Origin of the sequence: Nocardioides turkmenicus (assembly GCF_011045035.1) — a bacterium.
GTDB lineage: Bacteria > Actinomycetota > Actinomycetes > Propionibacteriales > Nocardioidaceae > Nocardioides > Nocardioides turkmenicus.
Window position 1 is genome coordinate 250,746 of record NZ_JAALAA010000005.1, and the last position, 19,588, is coordinate 270,333.

Consider the following 19,588-nt stretch of genomic DNA (forward strand, 5'->3'; position numbering starts at 1 on the left):
TAGACATGACGTCGATCCCCCTCGGTATGCCGGAAGCGCCCGCTCCGGTGCTCGCCCCTCGCCGCAAGACCCGCCAGATCAAGGTCGGCTCGGTGGGCGTGGGCAGCGAGAGCCCCATCTCCGTGCAGTCGATGACCACGACGCTGACCTCCGACGTCAACGCGACACTGCAGCAGATCGCGGAGCTGACCGCGTCGGGCTGCGACATCGTCCGGGTGGCGTGCCCGAGCCAGGACGACGCCGACGCGCTGCCGGCGATCGCGAAGAAGTCGCAGATCCCGGTGATCGCCGACATCCACTTCCAGCCGAAGTACGTCTTCGCCGCCATCGAGGCCGGCTGCGCGGCGGTCCGGGTCAACCCGGGCAACATCCGCAAGTTCGACGACCAGGTCAAGGAGATCGCCGCCGCGGCCAAGGACCACGGCACGTCGATCCGGATCGGCGTCAACGCCGGCTCGCTCGACAAGCGGCTGCTGGAGAAGTACGGCAAGGCCACGCCGGAGGCGCTGGTCGAGTCGGCGATCTGGGAGGCGTCCCTGTTCGAGGAGCACGGCTTCCACGACTTCAAGATCTCGGTGAAGCACAACGACCCCGTGGTCATGGTCCGCGCCTACGAGCTCCTCGCCGAGGCCGGCGACTGGCCGCTCCACCTCGGCGTCACCGAGGCCGGCCCGGCCTTCCAGGGCACGATCAAGTCGTCGGTCGCCTTCGGCTCGCTGCTGTCCAAGGGCATCGGCGACACCATCCGCGTCTCGCTCTCCGCGCCGCCGGTGGAGGAGGTCAAGGTCGGCCTGCAGATCCTGGAGTCGCTCAACCTCCGCCCGCGCCGCCTCGAGATCGTCTCCTGCCCGAGCTGCGGTCGCGCGCAGGTCGACGTCTACAAGCTCGCCGACCAGGTGACCGCCGGGCTCGACGGCCTCGAGGTCCCGCTGCGGGTCGCGGTCATGGGCTGTGTCGTCAACGGCCCCGGGGAGGCCCGCGAGGCCGACCTCGGCGTCGCCTCCGGCAACGGCAAGGGCCAGATCTTCGTCAAGGGCGAGGTCATCAAGACGGTCCCCGAGTCCGCCATCGTCGAGACGCTCATCGAGGAGGCGATGAAGATCGCCGAGGGCATGGAGCCCGTCGAGGGCGCCGGGGCATCGGTCTCCGTCAGCGGCTGACGGGTGGATGCTCACCGAGGTAACTCGGTGAGCGGTCACTGTCCTCGTGGAACTCCACGATGACAGTGCGCATCCACCGAGATACCTCGGTCAGCATCCGCGCCGCCCCGCCCGCACGCAAGGAGGCCCGGTCCGAAGTCTCGGACCGGGCCTCGTTTTGTGCTTCGAGACGTCCCCCTGCGTACGCCTCGAAGGTCGTGGTGGTCTCACCAGTGCATCAACCTCGAGACCACGCCGAGGAACCCGAGGTGGAGGAGCGCTCCGACCGGGTCCGTGGTGATCAGATGACCCCAGGCGACCGCCGCCTGGCCCATCTGGGTTCCGAGAGCCGTGGCGAAGCCGTCGAGTCCGCCGTGGGTCCACAGGTAGACGACGACGAACCGGACAGCCGGCACGACCAGGAACAGGACGAGCGCGGCCTTGACCGGAAGGATCCAGGGCAGCGTGCTGCCGGTGGAGCTCAGGTTGCCGCTGCGTACCCAGCTGCTGCCGCTGCTGCCCTTGAAGCGGACCTTGGTGCGGCCTGCGGCGGTGGCGACGACGACACCGCGCTTTCCGGAGCGGACGCCGCCGCGAGCCCGGACGGTGTCGCCGGGGCGCAGGAAGTCGGTCATGACAGCACTCCTTCCGTGAGGACGACGGATACGGACGAGGTGCCGGCGGATGCCTGGCACGTGGGCGGCTCGGCGCTGAGCAGCTGGTTGAAGCCGAACACGACGAGAAGCGTGACGGCGAAGGTGGCGATGCTGAACTTGTGGTTCCTCATGGTCGTCATCTCCTTCAGCGGTGGGGCCCGGTAGGTGGGGCCGGCGCTGTCCCTGTCGGGGACATCTCCACGGTGGCGGAGGCCACATCCAACTCGCCAGTAGGCGGGTGGGAGTGGGGACGATGTAAAGACAGTCCCACCGGAGTTGGGACGTTTCTGAGACAGAATTGGGACGCCTGCGGGATACTCTCAACCGCGTTCGCGACGACTCGGCGAGGGGACATGACCGACGAATCTCTCTCACCAGAGCAGTTCAACAGCGAATTGCGCGCCTGGGTCCGGCAGGTGACCGGAAAAGCTGACGGCGGTTCCGGTGTGGCGATGGCCCGGAGCACCTTCTACCGGCGTACGTCCGGTTCGAAGCTGATGCCGCTCGACGAGCTCATCCGCGTCGTCGGAGGTGCGGTGCCCCGCACCCTCGACCCGGCCCACCGGGGAGAGTGGATCCGGAAGAACACCGGCATCTGGCAGGCGAAGTGGTGGAAGGCGTACGCCTGGCGTGACGAGGAGACCGAGCCGCCCGGGCCCGTGCTGGCGCCGGCGGACACGGACGCGGCGCCGATGCCCACGTCCACCAGCGCCCGGCTGACCTTCCCGCGCGCTCGGGTGGCGCCGTTGAGCGGGCTGACGACCGAGCAGACCACGATCCCGCTGATCGAGGCGCTCGGCCGGTGGCTCGCGAACACCGAGTCCAACCTCTTCTTCCTCACCGGACCCTCGGGCTCGGGGAAGACGATCGAGGTCCGGGACTGGACCGCCTCGCAGGAGCAGGTGCGCTACATCAGCCTGCGTGACGGCGCGGTCGACTTCGGCGACCTGGTCGGCGAGGACCGCTCGCCGGTCGTCATCGACGACTTCGACCTGATCTCCTCCAGCGCCGAGGAGCACGGCGTCACCCGTCCCGACCTCAGCGAGCTGCGCTCCGCTTTCGGACGCGGCGGCCGGTTCGTGGTGATCAGCAAGCGCAACCTGCAGACGGAGCGGGACGAGCTCGCCGAGCAGCTGCGCAGCCCCGCACGCCTGGAGGGCCTCGGCGTCGAGGCCCCTGTGGTCGTACGCGTCGAGCCGATCTCCCCGGTCGAGGTGCGCGCGCTCGCCGCGGAACGTGGCGGCGACGACAAGCTGAGCAGCCTGGCGGCGGAGATGGAGCGCGGCGGCGGCTTCTTCCCGGCGACGCCGCTGGTCCTCAAACAGCTCTACGCGTCCATCGAGGAGGGCGCTCCGGCGCCCCGGACGCTGTGGGACGGCTACACCGTCCACCTCAAGCACATCTGCGGCCAGCCCTGGGACCGGAAGAGCTCGCGCATTCCCAGCCGGGTGCGGTTCCAGACCTATCGCGACATCGCCTGGGACATGTTCACCGGGATGGACGAACCGGGGTCGCAGGAGCAGGACCTGATCCCGGTGCCGCGCGTCTCGGAGTGGCTCTTCGCCAACCTGCAGCGGGATCTCGACATCACCCGGCAGCGTGACTTCCTGACGTACGAATGGATCGCCGACCTGCTCGACCACCCCGAGATCTTCGGAGTGAGTGGGCGGACCAAGGACTCGGTGGAGTCGGCGGAGTTCGCCCACGAGACCTTCTACCGCTACTTCGTGGCCGAGAGCATCCGCGACCGGCTGCTCGACGGGCGCGCGATGGCGCTCGACGGCGCCCGCTTCGTCAACATGCACCTCGGCGGGATGGTGATGACCTTCCTCAAGGCCGGGTTCCAGCCCGGTGACCTCGACGCCGTGGCCCGGTTGAGCGTACGCGAGAGCCTGTCGTGGATGGACCGGCTGATCTGCCTCTACCTGACCGAGGAGCGCGACGACTACGGGGAGCTTCTCGACCAGGCGCCGGAGCGCTACTGGGACGAGCTGGAGTTCGTGCTGGAGGCGTTCCGGTCGCTGTTCCTGCGGAAGGCGGCGATGTACCAGCTGATCCTGCGTGGCCGTGTCCCGGTCGACGGCTACCTGCAGATCCTGAACCACGAGGAGGATCCGCCGTCCATCGGCCGGGAGCGCGACGCCCTCCGCATGGACACCGACATCACCGAGGCACTGGTCCGGCGGCTGCATCACCCGGTCCTGGCGCCGGCGATTCCGATAACCGCATATCGGCTCGGGCAAATGGGTGATATCACTTGCCTGAGCCACCTCGAAGCTCTCACTGGTCTGCCGCCCGCACACGAGGAAGTGGTGAGGACGGCGATCCAACGGATCAAGGAGCGCCATGAGCACACAGCCTGAGTCGCCGGGTGCACAACCTCGGCCACCGGTTCTTGTCCTCGGAGCCACGGGCGACCTCGGCAGTGCGGTCGCGCGCCGGCTGAGCGCCGAAGGCATTCCTGTGATCGTGCACGGCTACAGCCGTACGACCGAGCTGGCCTACCTCGCCGACGAGACCGGGGCGGTGGCGCGGGTGGCGGCCGACCTGACCACCGACGAGGGCGTCGACGCCCTGGCCGAGACGCTCGCCGGGTTCGACACCCTGTCGGGCCTCATCAACTGCTCCGGCATCAACCCGAGCCCTGACACGGTCGCCGAGATCGACCGGTCCGAGTGGCAGCTCACCCTCGACCTCAACCTGTCCTCGGTGTGGCGCACGGCCTCGCTCGCCCTGCCGAAGCTGCGGGCGGCCCGCTCCGGGGCGGTCGTCCTGGTCAGCTCCGTCTTCGGGATCCGGACGCCCTCGCGACGGGCCGCCTACGGCGTCTCCAAGCACGCGCTGACCGGGCTCGCCCAGGCGATCGCGCAGGAGGAGGCGGGCATCGTCAGGGCCAACGTCGTCGCCCCCGGGCCGATGTGGAGCGAGTCCTCCCGGCAGGTGTTCGTCAAGCACGCGCGCAAGGAGGGGGTGACCGTCGACCAGTACATCGCCTACCGGGCGGCGCGCATCCCTGGGCACCGGTTCGTCACCGCCGACGCCGTCGCCAAGGTGTGCGTCTTCCTGGCCTCCGACGGCGCCGCCGCCATCAACGGCCAGTGCATCGTCGCGGACGGCGGCGAGTACTGACGGGCCGCGCCCGCGACTCGAAATCTGCAATTAACCGGAGATGCCGCTGATGCGCGCCCGGGCTGCTTAGGCTTCGCCTAGCGCCTCCACACGTCATCTCTTCCCTTCTCAGACTGGCGACTACAGTGACCAATTTCTGGCTTGCCATCGATCACGCGGACGACGCCCTCTTCCGCGCCCCGGACTCGGCCGACATCAGGCCCGAGCTCCTCGATCTGGTGGCCGACACCCCTGGTTGGGGGATCGTCGTACGTCCCACCCAAGGGCACGGCGGCGTACGTCGCGGGCTCGCCTGCGCGGGGCTCCCGGACATCGACACCGTCGAGGATCTCGTCGTCCCGGAGCGGTCGACCGACGCGGTGAAGGTCGGGTTCGACGACCACCAGGGCGGCTGCGCGTCGACGGCGCTGGCCATCCTCGACCGTCTTCCCGGCTACGAGCGGGTCTTCCTCGAGCCCTACTGCACGACGCCGGGCTGCCTCGACGACCTGGCCGCTCTCGGCGCGCGCTCGCGGTGCGGCGGCATCGTGCTCAAGCTGAAGGTCAGCGACGAGGGCCTCGCGGCCATCGAGAGCGCCGAGTTCGGGGGAGCGCCCTGGGTCGCGCGGTCGGACGGCATGGGCTGGGACGACTTCAGCGACCGTCTGCCGCGGATCCGCGCCCTCGGCGCCGGCGGCGTGATGGTGGGCCGGGCGGTCTGGGGCGACACCGGCGAGGCCGGCCAGGACGTACGCCTCAAGACCGTCCGCGAGCGAATGCACACCATCGAGCGCATCTTCGGGTGATCCGGCCAGCGAGCCGCAGGGGGACGTACGACCAGATTGGCCCTAGGCTCGGTGACATGCTCACGACGCGCCAGGGAATCCGCCCGCTGCATGCGGGGGATCTCAGCGCGTTCCTGGAGCTGACCGCCCTGGATCCGGTGGTGAACGTGTTCGCCGAGTACCGGGCCCGCACGACCAACCTCGAGCCGCGCTGGCTGGGCGGAGAGATCTGGGGGCGCTGGGACGGCGGAGACCTGATCGCGGCCTGTCACGTCGGCGCCAACCTGGTCCCCATCCAGGCCACCGAGGACGACGCCGCCGCCTTCGGCGAGCGGGCCCGCGGACGCGTACGCACCGTCTCGACGATCGTCGGGCGGCAGCCCGCGGTGCGTTCGCTGTGGGGATCGATCGGCGATGCCTGGGGGACGCCGCGCGACCAGCGCTGGGAGCAGCCGCATCTCGAGCAGCAGCTGCAGAGCCTGGTCGAGCCCGACCCGTTCGTACGCCGCACGGTTCGCGCCGACATGGAGGTGCTCTATCCGGCGTGCGTGGCGATGTACTCCGAAGAGGTCGGGATCTCGCCTGAGACCGGCGGCGGCCGCGACCTCTACCGTGCCCGGGTCCTCCAGCTGATCTCGCGCGGCTGGTCCTTCGCCCGGATCGAGGACGGCGAGGTCGTCTTCAAGGCCGAGGTCGCCTGCGCGACCCCCGAGGCCGCCCAGATCCAGGGTGTCTGGGTGCCTCCGCACCGGCGCGGTGAGGGCCTCGCCGCTCGCGGGATGGCCGCGGTCTGCGACATCGTCCGCAACGAGATCGCCCCCCGCATCTCCCTCTACGTCAACGAGTGGAACGCCCCCGCGCGCCGCGCCTACGAGCGGGCCGGCTTCCTCGAGACGGCCCGCTTCTCCACCATCATGTTCTGATCATGTGCTGATTCAGTACGCCTGCCAGGCGCGTTCACACGCGGTGCCCTCGCAGCGGACCAGCCAGCTGGACCCGGCGTAGGGTGCCGACTCGAGCAGCACCCGGGTGCTGCTCTCCCAGCCGTGCACCCAGACACCGTTGGGGTTGCGGTAGTTCGCCAGCAGAGTGCCACGGACGCTGCGGCGGCGTACCACTGTCGCGCCATCCACCCATCCGATCGCCTCCGTGACGATCCTGGCGCCGTCGGGCGAGAAGGCTCCGACCGCCTCGGTGCACGACCGCCACAGCGTGGTGCCCGGCTGCGAGACGCTCGACACGACGGTGCACGCCCCGTCCTCGAACGGCTTCCTGGTGTAGGTCGCCACCCGGTCGGTGCTGAAGGCGCCGGTGTAGGCCGCGCGAGACGCGATCGTCCGGATCGTGCCGGTGCTCCAGTTCCAGACCATCGTGCGCGCGGGAGCGAACCCGCCGATGAGCACGCGGGTGCCGCTGACGTCGATCGGGTTCGGCTCGGTCGTGTTGCGGAAGGTGTGCCGGGCGACGATCGCACCGGTGACCGCGTTGCGGACCTGCACCTGCGTACCGTTGGAGACGAAGGCGGTCGTGAGCAGGTAGCGGCTGTCGGCCGACATCTTGGTCAGCGACTGGTAGTGGATCCCGTCGATGATCGTGCGCTGAGGTTTGTCCAGCTCGGCACGGATGAGCCGGTCGGTCCGGTAGTGGATCCGCAGCAGGAACCCGCTGCCCGACCTGCCCACGAGCGTGACCGAGTCGGCCTCTCCGATGGTGAACGGGGTCTTCATGCCCGTCTTCGGGTCGACCACCGACCAGGAGTCGTCGGAGGGGTGGTGCAGGTAGGGAATCGCCGGCCGGTCGCCCGTGGGCAGCGACCCGGGACGTACGTCGACATCGGTGGCGGCGGATGCCGGTGAGGTCGGAAGCGAGAGCGCGGTGGCGGCCAGGGTGATGCCTGCCAGGACGCGGATGAGTGTGGTCTTCATGTCAGGTCCTCGAAGTGTCCCTTGGCGGCGCGTTCACAGGCCGAGGCCTCGCAGCGGACCAGCCAGGAGGTCGTACGGTCGTTGGGATAGGACTGCAGCAGGATCCGGGAGTTGGTCTCCCAACGTCCTACCCAGACCCCGTTCATGTTGGTGTAGCGGGTCAGCAGGGTGCCGTTGAGGCTGCGGCGCATGACGTGCTCGGCGCCGCCGTTGTTCTGCGCGGTGGCGATCCGAGCGCCGTCGGGGGAGAAGGAGACGACCTTCTCGGCGCACGTGCGCCAGATCGTCCGGGTCGGGGTTGAGATCTTCGAGACGTACGTGCACTCCGGCTGTCCAGAGAAGGTGTCGTAGGTCGCCAGCCGGTCGGTGGCGTAGGAGGCCACGTACGCCGTCCGGTTCGCGATCGTGGTGATGGCTCCGGTGCTCCAGTTCCAGGTGAGGGTTCGGGCCGGTGCATGGGCACCGATCAAGACCTTCGTCCCGCGTACGTCAAGAGGAATCACCCGAGAGCGGACCCGGAACGTGCGGCGAGCGATCTGCTTACCCGTCGCGGCGTCCAGGACCCGCGCGACGGCGTTGTTGTCCGGATACGTGAGCAGCAGCAGGTAGCGGCCGTCGGACGAGAGCCTGGCGTCCTCGGACAGGCCCAGGTCGACGAGCAGCCTCGGAGCCTTCCCCGGCTCCACACGCACGATGCGGTGCTCCGGGAAGACGCGGACCAGGTAGCCGTTGCCGGAGGCACCGAGGAGGTTGGCGTGGCCGGTAGCGGTCATCGGGATCGAGACCTTCGTGTCCCCGTCGATCACGTCGTAGTCGCCCACGGAACCGGCGATGTAGGGGACCGTCGGTGGCGCTCCCAGGGGTAGCGGGAGCGGTCGGACGCTGACGGATGGAGCGGCAGAAGCCGGTGACAGGAACGCCACCGGGAGCATGAGAGCAGCAAGGATGGCCGTGGCCAGTGCCGGGATTCGGTTACCTCTCATGAAAGTCAAGATGCGCGGGGTGCCGCGGCGGTTGCAACGCCAATTCCATCCGGTTCGCGAGTGCGGTCCTGCGAGCCGTACGCTTGCCCGCATGATCGCCCGTATGTCGACCCTTTTCGTGCGGACTCTGCGTGAGGACCCCGCCGACGCCGAGGTCGCGAGCCACAAGCTGCTTGTCCGTGCCGGCTACATCCGCCGCGCCGCTCCGGGGATCTACTCGTGGCTGCCGTTGGGACTGCGCGTGCTCGGCAAGGTCGAGGAGATCATCCGCGAGGAGATGGCCGCGATCGGCTCCCAGGAGGTGCACTTCCCGGCGCTGCTGCCCCGCGAGCCCTACGAGGCGACCGGCCGCTGGACGGAGTACGGCGACGGCATCTTCCGGCTCAAGGACCGCAAGGAAGCCGACTACCTCCTCGGGCCCACCCACGAGGAGATGTTCACGCTCCTGGTCAAGGACCTCTACGGCTCCTACAAGGACCTGCCGCTGTCGATCTACCAGATCCAGACGAAGTACCGCGACGAGGCGCGTCCCCGCGCGGGGCTGCTGCGCGGTCGCGAGTTCATCATGAAGGACTCCTACTCCTTCGACTACACCGACGAGGGCCTGGAGAAGTCCTACCAGGACCACCGCGCGGCGTACGTCAAGGTCTTCGACCGCCTCGGGTTCGAGTACGTCATCGTGAAGGCGACCTCCGGCGCGATGGGCGGCTCGGCCTCCGAGGAGTTCCTGGCCGTCTCCGAGGCGGGTGAGGACACCTTCGTACGCTCGCCCGGCGGCTACGCCGCCAACGTCGAGGCGGTCACGACGCTGGCCCCCGAGCCGATCTCCTACGAGGGCGTCCCGGCCGCTCACGCCGAGGACACCCCCGACACGCCGACGATCCAGACTCTCGTCGACCACCTCAACGAGGCGTACCCGCGCGAGGACCGTCCCTGGGAGGCCGGCGACACGCTGAAGAACGTGCTCGTGATGCTGCGCCACCCCGACGGCACCTCCGAGCCGCTCGCCATCGGCCTGCCCGGCGACCGCGACGTCGACATCAAGCGCCTCGAGGGCCAGCTGGAGCCGATCGAGGTCGAGCCCATGGACGACGTCGAGCTCAAGAAGCACGCGTCGCTCGTGAAGGGCTACATCGGGCCCGAGGTGCTCGGCGAGAAGTCCGAGTCCGGGATCCGCTACCTGGTCGACCCGCGCGTGGTCACCGGCACCCGCTGGGTCACCGGCGCCAACGTCGAGGGCAAGCACGTCATCGACCTGGTCGCCGGTCGCGACTTCACCCCCGACGGCACCATCGAGGCCGCGGAGGTCCGCGAGGGCGACCTGGCTCCCGACGGCTCCGGCCCGCTCACCCTGGCCCGCGGTATCGAGATGGGCCACGTGTTCCAGCTCGGCCGCAAGTACGCCGACGCGCTCGGCCTGCAGGTGCTCGACGAGAACGGCAAGCTGGTCACCGTCACCATGGGCTCTTACGGCATCGGCGTCACCCGCGCCGTGGCCGCCATCGCCGAGGGCACCCTCGACGACATCGGTCTGTGCTGGCCGCGCAACGTGGCTCCGTACGACGTCCACCTGGTCGCCACCGGCAAGGACGCCGCCGTCTTCGAGGCCGCGGCGAAGCTCGCCGAGGAGCTCGAGGCCGCCGGCATCGACGTGCTCTACGACGACCGCCCCAAGGTCTCGCCCGGCGTGAAGTTCAAGGACGCCGAGCTCATCGGCGTCCCGACCATCGTCACGGTCGGCAAGGGCCTGGTCGAGGGCAAGATCGAGGTCAAGGACCGCAAGAGCGGCGAGAAGACCGAGGTCGCCCTCGGCGACGCCGTCGCCCACCTGACCGAGGTCGTCGCAGGCTGACCCACCCGCCGAATCTGTAGTTGTGGGCGACGAAACTCGAGTCTCGTCGCCCACAACTGCATTCTCGGCCGCCACTTCTGCGGGTTCGGCGGTGGAGATTGCGGCAAGATCGACCCCATGACGGGGGACAGGATTCTCGACGACGCGCTCGCCACGCGCGTGATGAGCGCGGAAGAGGCGGCGGCGCAGATCGGGCCGGGGGAGGCCGTGGCGCTCTCCGGGTTCGCCGGGGCCGGGCATCCGAAGGCGGTGCCGGAGGCGCTGGGCGAGGTGCGGGAGTGGCCGGAGGACGTCGACGTACGCCACTCCCGGGTCGCCCAGCACGCCGTCTCCGGGTTCTACGGCGCTCTCGACGTCGCGGTGGTCGAGGTGGCCGCGATCCTGCCCAACGGGCTGCTCGTGCCCGGGAGCAGTGTCGGTAACAACCAGACCTGGCTCGACCTCGCCGACAAGGTGGTCCTCGAGGTCAACAGCCGCCACCCGCGCGGGTTCGAGGGGTTCCACGACATCCATCACGGCAACCGGCTGCCGCCGCTGCGGGCGCCGATCCAGCTGACGACGCCGATGCAGCGCATCGGTGACCCCTACCTGCTCGTCGATCCCGCCAAGGTGGTCGCCGTCGTCGAGACCGACCTTCCCGACCCGGGCACCCCACCGAGCCCGATCGGGGACGAGAGCCACGCGATGGCCGATCTGGTCGTGGACTTCCTCCGCCACGAGGTACGTCACGACCGCCTGCATCCCAGCCTGCTCCCGCTCCACGCCGGTGCCGGGCCTGTCGCCGACGCGGTCCTCGCCAGCCTCCAGAAGGCCGAGTTCGAGCACCTGACGGCCTACACCGACACGATCCGGGACGGTCTCCTCGATCTCCTCGACTCCGGGAAGCTGATCGGGGTCTCGGCGACCGCCTTCGGCCTCTCCGAGGCGGGCACCCGGCGGTTCGGCGGCGACGTCCACCACTACAAGGGCCGGATCCTGCTGCGGCCGCAGGAGATCTCCAACCATCCCGAGGTCATCCGCCGGCTCGGCCTGATCGCGATCGACCCGATGGAGCAGGCCGACATCCACGGCAACGTCAACGCCGTCGGGAGCTCGGGCGACTTCGCGAGCAACGCCCACCTCAACTTCTTCGTCGCGCCCTCGACCGCCGAGCAGGGAACGGTCTCGCGCATCGTGCCGTTCGTCAGCCGGGTCGACCACACCGCCCACGACGTCCAGGTCGTCGTCACCGAGCAGGGCGTCGCCGACCTGCGTGGTCTCTCGCCGGCCGCCCGGGCCCGCCGGATCATCGACCGCTGCGCCCACCCCGACTTCCGCGAGCAGCTCATCGAGGCCGTGGAATCGGCGCGACCGTCCCGCTGAGCGCCGCTAGGGTCGGGCCATGGCGATCGACGCGGTGATCTTCGACTGGGGCGGAACGCTGACGAAGTGGCACGACATCGACTTCCATGCGGAGTCGCTGGCGCTGGCCCAGGCGGTGAAGGGCGCCTGCGACGACGACCATCCGGTCAACGCGTCCAGGCTGCACCAGGCCGGCGAGACGATCTGGGCGCGCAGCCGCGACCATCAGCACAGCTCCACGATCGACGACCTCTTCGCCGAGGCCGGGCTCGAGCACGACCCGGACCTGCTCCACGCCTACTACGAGTTCTGGGAGCCGCACACGCTGACCGACCCCGAGGTCGGGCCGCTGTGGGAGGCGCTCCGCGCCGACGGCGTACGCGTCGGGGTGCTGTCCAACACGATCTGGCCGCGCGCGTGGCACCGCGGGTTCTTCGAGCGCGACGGCGTGCTCGACCTGCTCGACGGTGACGTCTACACCTCCGAGGTGCCCTGGACGAAGCCAGCTGAGGAGGCGTTCCACGCGGCGATGGAGGCGGTGAAGGTCTCGGATCCATCTCGATGTGTCTACGTGGGCGACAGGCTCTTCGATGATGTGTACGGTGCTCAGAAGGCCGGTATGCGGGCGATCCACATCCCCCACAGCAACATCCCGAGCAGCCAGGTGGGCCACAGCGAAGGCTCGCCGGACGCCGTGGCCGAACAGTTGAGCGACATACACCACCTCGTTCGCTCCTGGGAATGACTCCTCCAAAAGTTGCAAGTTCTTGCAATGCGCTTTTGCGGGTCTGGGCGGTTCTGGGCGGGGATTGCATACTTCTGCAAGAGAGGTTCCGCCGCAGGCGGCTTCTCAGGCCTCGTGTCCAGGCCAAAAACCTGGCCCGCGAGCCGCCCGGTCTCGGGAGACATCTCGGGAGTCTCCCGCGCCGGACGGTTCGCGGGCCCATCTCGGCTTTTCGGGCAGGTGCCCGGTTCAGGTCCCGGGGAACGCCGTCGGCTTCGCGCCCAGGTCGAGCTGGCGCGCCGCCGCCCGGCACAGCAGCTGGATGAGCAGCGTCCGATGGGTGCCGGTCGCCTTGGGGGCCAGCGCGAGATACGTGGCGGTGATGTCTTTCTCCAGCCGCAGCGCCGCGGCGCCGATGCCCGCCTCCGTCCCGATCCGGCCGGGCAGGTCGTAGACGGCCGAGGGCGCGACCGGCTCGATCCCGGCAGCCACCACGTGCGCGGCCAGCGCCTCGCGCGCGTTCACGTGGTCGTCGTACGCATCCGTGAGCGCCCGCGCGAGGGCCGGCGCCGAGGAGGCGGAGGTGCGCCCGCCCAGGGCGCCGAGGACGAAGATCGCGGCGTGCTCGACCGCGAGGGCCGCCTGGACGGCCTCCGTCGAGGCCGTGTCCGCGGTGGTCATGCCAGACCCCGTCCGTGCAGGAGCTGCTGCTGGCCGGCGGCGGCCGAGGCGAGCAGTGTGACCAGCTGAGGGTCGACCGCGCGGCCGGCCGCGGTGGTCAGCTTCGTGACCAGGGCCAGCTGACGGTCCTGCCAGCGCCCGGTCGCGGGGTCCGCGGTCACGCCCTTGGTCGGGGCCAGCGCCTCGATGTGCGCCCGGTGGAGCTGGACGAAGGCCGCCGGTGCGCCCTCGTCGGCCCCGAGGATCGCCGCGACCGTGGCGTCGATCACACTCTGGTCGGGATTGGCGGGGGCCGGGGGAGTGCTGGGCGGGGGTGCTTTGACAGGATCCAGCATCTCCGAGGCCGAACACGCCGAGGCGGCCAGCGGGGCAACCGCGGCGACACCCACAGCGGTGCGCCGAGAGAGCATCCGGAGGGCACGTGCGCTGGTCACGTGAGGAACCCTAACGACACCCGGCGGGAGTCGCGTCAGCGGCTTTCCAACACAGCCGCGCGCTGTTTCGGGACACCCGAGGCGTACAGGTATGGTTTCGTCAGGGACGCCGTGTGCTCGGAGGCCCGGACAATCGGACCAGCCACAACAGGACCGGACAACAGGATGCAGGGGGAGATCGCGTTGAGTGCTGAGCGGAAGGACGCGATCGCGAGTGCCATCGAGAAGGCCCTCGCCGACCCGCTCCTGGCCCTGGGCCTGGACATCGAGGCCGTGGAGATCACGCCGGCCGGCAAGCGCCGGATCCTGCGGATCGCCGTCGACAAGGACGGCGGGATCACCCATGAAGAGGTCACCGAGGCCACCCGTGAGGTCAACCGGGTCCTCGACGAGTCCGACGTCATGGGCGAGCAGCCCTACACCCTCGAGGTGACCTCTCCCGGTGTCGACCGGCCGCTGACCCTGCCGCGCCACTGGCGCCGCAACAAGGGTCGCCTGGTCAAGGTCACCGCCACCGACGGCTCCACGTTCACCGGACGCGTCAAGGAGTCCGACGAGGAGCGCGCGACGCTCGAGGTGAGCGGCAAGCGCCGTGACGTGGCGTACAACGACGTGAAGAAGGCGCTTGTGCAGATCGAGTTCAAGCGGATCGACGAGGGGGAGTAGGCCATGGACATCGATATGAGCATCCTGCGGATGCTGGAGCGGGAGCGCGAGATCTCGCTCGATGTGCTCGTCGAGGCCATCGAGCAGGGGCTGCTGACGGCCTACCACAAGACCGAGGGCGCCCAGACGAAGGCCCGGGTCGACCTGGACCGCAAGACCGGCCACGTACGTGTGCTGGCCTCCGAGGTCGACGACGAGGGCAACGTGATCGGGGAGTACGACGACACGCCCGAGGGCTTCGGCCGGATCGCCGCCACGACCGCGAAGCAGATCGTGCTGCAGCGGCTGCGCGACGCCGAGGACGACGTGAAGTTCGGCGAGTTCTCCGGCAAGGAGGGCGACATCCTCTCCGGCGTCATCCAGCAGGGGCGCAACCCCGACGACGTGCTCGTCGACCTTGGCCGGCTCGAGGGCGTCATCCCGCTCTCCGAGCGCGTGCCCGGCGAGGACTACGGCCACGGCACCCGGATCAAGGCGCTCGTGGTGAGCGTGCGCAAGGGCATGCGCGGCCCGCAGATCACGCTCTCGCGCTCCCACCCCAACCTGGTCAAGAAGCTCTTCTCCTTCGAGGTGCCCGAGATCGCCGACGGCACCGTGGAGATCGCCGCGATCGCCCGCGAGGCCGGTCACCGCACCAAGATCGCGGTCAAGTCGACCGTCCCCGGTGTCAACGCCAAGGGCGCCTGCATCGGACCGATGGGCCAGCGGGTCCGTCAGGTGATGTCGGAGCTGCAGGGCGAGAAGATCGACATCGTCGACTGGTCCGAGGACCCGAAGGTGCTCGTCGCCTCCGCGCTCTCCCCGGCCCGCGTCTCCTCGGTCGAGATCATCGACGAGGCGACCAAGTCCGCCCGCGTCGTGGTGCCCGACTACCAGCTCTCGCTGGCGATCGGCAAGGAGGGGCAGAACGCCCGCCTGGCCGCCCGGCTCACCGGCTGGCGCATCGACATCCGTTCCGACGAGGAGACCCCGGTCGCCTGATCGTGCGTGAGACCACTCTGACCGACCCCGACGGCATCCTGCTGGAGCCGGAAGGGGCGACCACCGGCGTACTCGTCCTGTCGGGGTCCTCGGGCCGGATCGAGACCGACCGGTGCCGGATGCTCGCCGCCCACGGCGTGGCCGCGGCGTCGATCCGCTACTTCGGCGGACCCGGCCAGCCGAACGAGGCCCGGCTCATGCCGCTGGAGACGTTCGACGACGTCCTCGGCGACCTCCACGCCCGCTACGAGCGGCTGGTCGTGCTCGGCGCTTCCTGGGGTGCCCAGGCCGCGCTGCTGCTCGGCACCCTGCACCCCGAGATCGACGCCGTGGTCGGGATCTCCCCGACGTACGTCTCCTGGGCCGGGCTGAGCGACGAGCGGCCGCAGCGGTCGTCGTGGACGCTGCGCGGCGAGCCGGTGCCGTTCGTGCCCTTCGACGACGAGGCCGTCGACGATGCCGTGAAGGAGGCGGACGGCGAGCTCGCGTCGTTCTGCGAGGCCTACCTCTCGGCCCTGGAGAAGTACGCCGACCGGGTGCCCGCCGCGACCATCCCGGTCGAGCGCATCGCCGGTGAGGTCGTCCTGGTCGCCGGGGGAGACGACGAGCTGTGGCCGTCGGTCCTCTTCGCGGAGGCGGTCCGGCGGCGGCGTACGGCTCACGACCTGGAGACGATCGTGGTCACCCACCCCGAGGCCGGGCATCGGGTCGTGCTTCCGGGCGAGCCCGTTCTGCCGCCGAGCACCAGGCTCGCCTGGGGCGGCTCGGAGGATGCCGACCGCGACCTGGGCAGGCTGGCCTGGCCGGAGATCGCCGCCATCCTGTGACGATCGGTCACGGAATAAGAACGACCTGTGCCCCGGTTTCGTCTACCGAACCCCGGAAGCGGTAGTGTTAAGGATCGGTGGCACGCCTCGAAGAAACTACGCAGAACGGACCTGTCCGTACGTGCGTGGGTTGCGGGAAGCGAGCCGCCAAGCGCGAGTTGTTGCGGGTGACCGCCGGCTCGGACCGCGACGGCCAGCCGGCCGTCGTGCCCGATCCGACAGCCACCGCACCCGGGCGAGGGGCGCACCTGCACCCCACGCGTGAGTGCTACGAACTCGCGGTGCGCCGGAAGGCGTTCACCCGGGCCCTGTTCCCGAAAGGTAAGGGGGCCGAGGGCGGGCTTTCCAGCGCACCGGTGGAGGACTACCTCGACACGCGCCAGACACCCACGACCGTCGCCGACGGTCAACTGACCAGGAATTGGAGCAAAAGCTCATGAGCACTCGATGAGTACTTCGCGATGAGCGTGTTCTACACCCACTAGTGGTCACAGTTTTCACCCGGATTTGGGTCTGTGGCCAGAAGGAGAAGCGTGGCTAAGACCCGAGTCCACGAACTCGCCAAGGAGTTCGGAGTCGAGAGCAAGTTCGTTCTCGAGAAGTTCAAGGAGATGGGAGAGTTCGTCAAGTCGGCGAGCTCGACCGTCGAGCTGCCTGCGGAGATGCGTTTCCGCAAGGAGATCGGCCCCGGCCTGAAGGCCGGCGGCAAGGGCGGTTCCGCGTCCACCGTCGAGAAGCCGGCTGCCCCCAAGCCCGGCCCCAAGCCGGCAGCGCCCAAGCCCGCGGCCCCGAAGAAGGCCGCCGACAAGGCGCCCGAGAAGCCTGCCGAGGCGCCTGCCGAGACCAAGCCGGCAGCGCCCAAGCCCGGCCCGAAGCCGCCGGCCAAGAAGGCCGAGGCTCCGGCAGCCCCCGCGGCGTCCGCTCCCAAGCCCAGCCCGAAGACCGCCCCGAAGCCGGGCGCGCCCAAGCCGGGTGCCCCGAAGCCGGGCGCTCGTCCGCAGGCCCCCGCGGCCCGCGGTGGTGCGGGTGGCACCGGCGGCGCCGGTGCCGGTCGTCCCGGTCCGCGTCCGGTCGGCAAGCCCGGCGCTCCGCGCCCGGGCAACAACCCGTTCTCCTCCAACCAGGGCATGGGGCGTCCGCGTCCCAGCGGCCAGGGTGGAGCCCAGGGCGGCGGCCAGGGCGGTGCCCCGGCCGGTGGCGACCAGCGTCCGCCGCGTCCCGCGGCCGCCCGTGAGGGTGGCCAGGCCGGTGGCCGTCCCGGCATGCCGCGTCCCAACCCGGCGATGATGCCGAAGTCCCCGGCCGCGTTCGGTGCCCGTCCTGGTGGCGGTCCCGGTGGTCGTGCCGGTGCCCCGGGTCGTCCCGGTGGCGGCGGTCGTCCGGGTGGTGCCGGTCGTCCCGGTGGCGGCGGCGGTGCCGGTCGTCCCGGTGGCGGCGGCTTCGGCGGCGGTCCCGGTGGCGGTCGTCCCGGTGCCGGTCGCCCCGGTGGTCGCGGCACGACCCAGGGTGCCTTCGGTCGCCCGGGTGGTCCCTCGCGCCGTGGCCGGAAGTCGAAGCGGGCGCGTCGCCAGGAGTTCGAGGCCATGGAGGCCCCGACGATCGGTGGCATCCGCGTACGCAAGGGCAACGGTGAGACCGTGCGCCTGGCTCGCGGCGCGAGCCTGACCGACTTCGCCGAGAAGATCAACGTCGAGCCGGCTCAGCTGGTGCAGATGCTGTTCGGCCTCGGTGAGATGGTCACCGCGACCGAGTCCGTCAACGACGAGACCCTCGAGCTGCTCGGTGAGGAGCTCAACTACGTCGTCCAGGTCGTCTCCCCCGAGGACGAGGACCGCGAGCTGCTCGAGTCCTTCGACATCGAGCTCGGCGACGAGGGCGACGAGTCCGACTGGACGGTCCGGCCGCCGGTCGTCACCGTCATGGGTCACGTCGACCACGGTAAGACCAAGCTGCTCGACGCCATCCGTGACGCCAACGTCATCGAGGGCGAGGCCGGTGGCATCACCCAGCACATCGGTGCCTACCAGGTCTCGACCGAGGTCGACGGCGAAGAGCGCAAGATCACCTTCATCGACACCCCGGGTCACGAGGCGTTCACCGCCATGCGTGCCCGTGGTTCGCAGTCCTCGGACCTCGCGATCCTCGTGGTCGCGGCCGACGACGGTGTGATGCCGCAGACGATCGAGGCGCTCAACCACGCCAAGGCGGCCGGTGTCCCGATCGTGGTCGCGATCAACAAGATCGACAAGCCGGAGGCGGACCCGACCAAGGTCCGTGGCCAGCTGACCGAGTACGGCCTCATCCCCGAGGAGTACGGCGGCGACACCATGTTCGTCGAGATCTCGGCGAAGTCGCGGATCAACATCGATGGTCTCCTCGAGGCCGTCGTGCTGACCGCCGACGCCTCGCTCGACCTGCAGGCCAACGCCAGCCAGGACGCGCAGGGCATCGTGATCGAGGCTCACCTCGACCGCGGTCGCGGCCCGGTCGCGACCATCCTGGTCCAGCGCGGCACGCTGCGCGTGGGTGAGTCCATCGTCGCCGGCCCGGCCCACGGCCGCGTCCGCGCGATGATCGACGAGTACGGCCACGAGATCACCGAGGCGACCCCGTCGCGTCCGGCGATGGTCCTGGGTCTCTCGGCGGTGCCGGGTGCGGGTCAGAGCTTCCTGGTCGTCGAGGACGACCGGATGGCTCGCCAGATCGCCGAGAAGCGCGAGGCACGCGAGCGTGCCGCGCAGCAGGCCAAGCGCCGCGTACGCCGCACGCTGGAGGACTTCATGGCCTCCATGGAGAAGGGCGAGAGCCAGGAGCTCAACCTCATCCTCAAGGGCGACGTGTCCGGTTCGGTCGAGGCGCTCGAGGACGCGCTGGCCAAGATCGACGTCGGCGACGAGGTCGGCATCCGGGTCATCGACCGCGGTGTCGGTGCGATCACCGAGACCAACGTCGACCTGGCGGCTGCCTCCGACGCGATCATCATCGGCTTCAACGTCCGCCCGCAGGGCAAGGCGACGGAGCTGGCCGACCGCGAGGGTGTCGAGATCCGCTACTACTCGGTCATCTACCAGGCGATCGAGGAGATCGAGGCGGCCCTCAAGGGCATGCTCAAGCCGGAATACGAGGAGAGGGTCCTCGGCAAGGCGGAGATCCGCGCGATCTTCCGCTCGTCGAAGGCCGGAAACATCGCCGGTTGTATGGTCACCGAGGGTCTCATCCGCCGCAACGCCAAGGTTCGCGTCCTGCGCGACGGCGCCGTGGCGGCCGACAACCTCGACCTCGCCTCGCTGCGCCGTGAGAAGGACGACGCCGCCGAGGTCCGCGAGGGCTTCGAGTGCGGTCTGGTCCTGAAGAACTTCCAGGACATCAAGGAAGGCGACATCATCGAAGCCTTCGAGATGGTGGAGATTCCCCGGGGCTGAACAAGCCTCTGACGTTGGCCGGGTCGCAGTCGCGGCCCGGCCAACGTCTCGATTTGCTTCGATT

General features: G+C 69.7%; 19 protein-coding genes. 13 read left to right on the plus strand and 6 right to left on the minus strand.

All coding sequences use genetic code 11. The features are described 5' to 3' along the window. Positions 1-5 precede the first annotated feature (5 nt). Complete coding sequence (gene ispG / locus G5C66_RS08030) at positions 6-1,160, plus strand: flavodoxin-dependent (E)-4-hydroxy-3-methylbut-2-enyl-diphosphate synthase (protein ID WP_165110428.1); 1,155 nt, start codon at positions 6-8, stop codon at positions 1,158-1,160. A gap of 206 nt (positions 1,161-1,366) precedes the next feature. Here ispG and G5C66_RS08035 read toward each other — a convergent pair whose 3' ends face one another. Together G5C66_RS08035 and G5C66_RS08040 are read right to left on the minus strand one after the other, a co-directional pair. After that, a complete protein-coding gene (locus G5C66_RS08035) occupies positions 1,367-1,774 on the minus strand; it encodes a hypothetical protein (RefSeq protein ID WP_165110429.1) in 408 nt (135 codons plus the stop codon). Continuing rightward, the gene (locus tag G5C66_RS08040) at positions 1,771-1,926 is read right to left on the minus strand and encodes a hypothetical protein (protein ID WP_165110430.1); all 156 of its coding nucleotides are present in this window, start codon (positions 1,924-1,926) and stop codon (positions 1,771-1,773) included. Before G5C66_RS08040 ends, G5C66_RS08035 begins: the two co-directional genes overlap by 4 nt. A gap of 222 nt (positions 1,927-2,148) precedes the next feature. On the opposite strand from G5C66_RS08040, the gene G5C66_RS08045 reads away from it, so the two are divergent. The 4 genes from G5C66_RS08045 (at position 2,149) to G5C66_RS08060 (ending at position 6,611) form a co-directional block, all read left to right on the plus strand. After that, a complete protein-coding gene (locus tag G5C66_RS08045; RefSeq protein WP_165110431.1) occupies positions 2,149-4,158 on the plus strand; it encodes a hypothetical protein in 2,010 nt (669 codons plus the stop codon). Then, complete coding sequence (locus tag G5C66_RS08050; protein ID WP_165110432.1) at positions 4,142-4,924, plus strand: SDR family NAD(P)-dependent oxidoreductase; 783 nt, start codon at positions 4,142-4,144, stop codon at positions 4,922-4,924. Before G5C66_RS08045 ends, G5C66_RS08050 begins: the two co-directional genes overlap by 17 nt. Before the next feature lie 125 nt (positions 4,925-5,049). After that, positions 5,050-5,709 carry a hypothetical protein gene (locus G5C66_RS08055; RefSeq protein ID WP_165110433.1) on the plus strand — a complete coding sequence of 220 codons (660 nt, stop codon included), beginning with the start codon at positions 5,050-5,052 and terminating at the stop codon, positions 5,707-5,709. A gap of 56 nt (positions 5,710-5,765) precedes the next feature. Then, positions 5,766-6,611 carry a GNAT family N-acetyltransferase gene (locus G5C66_RS08060; RefSeq protein WP_165110434.1) on the plus strand — a complete coding sequence of 282 codons (846 nt, stop codon included), beginning with the start codon at positions 5,766-5,768 and terminating at the stop codon, positions 6,609-6,611. A gap of 12 nt (positions 6,612-6,623) precedes the next feature. Here the strand turns inward: G5C66_RS08060 and G5C66_RS08065 are convergent, their stop codons facing one another. Next, entirely contained in the window at positions 6,624-7,613 is a 990-nt protein-coding gene (locus G5C66_RS08065; protein ID WP_165110435.1) for a hypothetical protein, read from the minus strand. After that, positions 7,610-8,596: a hypothetical protein gene (locus G5C66_RS08070; RefSeq protein WP_165110436.1), complete on the minus strand. Its 987-nt coding sequence runs from the start codon at positions 8,594-8,596 to the stop codon at positions 7,610-7,612. Before G5C66_RS08070 ends, G5C66_RS08065 begins: the two co-directional genes overlap by 4 nt. Before the next feature lie 91 nt (positions 8,597-8,687). On the opposite strand from G5C66_RS08070, the gene G5C66_RS08075 reads away from it, so the two are divergent. The 3 genes from G5C66_RS08075 to G5C66_RS08085 all read left to right on the plus strand — a co-directional run bounded on the left by G5C66_RS08075 (position 8,688) and on the right by G5C66_RS08085 (position 12,534). Further along, a complete protein-coding gene (locus G5C66_RS08075; RefSeq protein WP_165110437.1) occupies positions 8,688-10,448 on the plus strand; it encodes a proline--tRNA ligase in 1,761 nt (586 codons plus the stop codon). Between the two features lie 117 nt (positions 10,449-10,565). Continuing rightward, a complete protein-coding gene (locus G5C66_RS08080) occupies positions 10,566-11,810 on the plus strand; it encodes an acetyl-CoA hydrolase/transferase C-terminal domain-containing protein (RefSeq protein WP_165110438.1) in 1,245 nt (414 codons plus the stop codon). 19 nt (positions 11,811-11,829) lie between these two features. After that, on the plus strand, positions 11,830-12,534 hold the full coding sequence (locus G5C66_RS08085) for an HAD family hydrolase (RefSeq protein WP_165110439.1): 705 nt from the start codon (positions 11,830-11,832) through the stop codon (positions 12,532-12,534). A 228-nt stretch (positions 12,535-12,762) separates the two neighbouring features. Here G5C66_RS08085 and G5C66_RS08090 read toward each other — a convergent pair whose 3' ends face one another. Then, positions 12,763-13,194, minus strand: coding sequence for a DUF4439 domain-containing protein (locus tag G5C66_RS08090; RefSeq protein ID WP_165110440.1), 432 nt, complete (start codon positions 13,192-13,194; stop codon positions 12,763-12,765). Next, positions 13,191-13,628: a hypothetical protein gene (locus G5C66_RS08095; RefSeq protein WP_165110441.1), complete on the minus strand. Its 438-nt coding sequence runs from the start codon at positions 13,626-13,628 to the stop codon at positions 13,191-13,193. The genes G5C66_RS08090 and G5C66_RS08095 overlap by 4 nt, the downstream gene beginning before the upstream one ends. 183 nt (positions 13,629-13,811) lie before the next feature. Here G5C66_RS08095 and rimP point away from each other — a divergent pair, with 183 nt between their 5' ends. From rimP to infB, 5 genes are all read left to right on the plus strand, one after another. Beyond that, positions 13,812-14,294, plus strand: a complete 483-nt coding sequence (gene rimP, locus G5C66_RS08100) for a ribosome maturation factor RimP (protein ID WP_420901730.1) — start codon at positions 13,812-13,814, stop codon at positions 14,292-14,294. Between the two features lie 3 nt (positions 14,295-14,297). Continuing rightward, positions 14,298-15,275, plus strand: coding sequence for a transcription termination factor NusA (gene nusA / locus G5C66_RS08105; protein WP_165110443.1), 978 nt, complete (start codon positions 14,298-14,300; stop codon positions 15,273-15,275). A gap of 2 nt (positions 15,276-15,277) precedes the next feature. Further along, positions 15,278-16,102: an alpha/beta fold hydrolase gene (locus G5C66_RS08110; protein ID WP_165110444.1), complete on the plus strand. Its 825-nt coding sequence runs from the start codon at positions 15,278-15,280 to the stop codon at positions 16,100-16,102. A gap of 77 nt (positions 16,103-16,179) precedes the next feature. Continuing rightward, entirely contained in the window at positions 16,180-16,542 is a 363-nt protein-coding gene (locus G5C66_RS08115; protein ID WP_165110445.1) for a DUF448 domain-containing protein, read from the plus strand. Between the two features lie 93 nt (positions 16,543-16,635). Then, complete coding sequence (infB, locus tag G5C66_RS08120) at positions 16,636-19,524, plus strand: translation initiation factor IF-2 (protein WP_165110446.1); 2,889 nt, start codon at positions 16,636-16,638, stop codon at positions 19,522-19,524. The last annotated feature ends 64 nt before the right edge of the window (positions 19,525-19,588 follow it).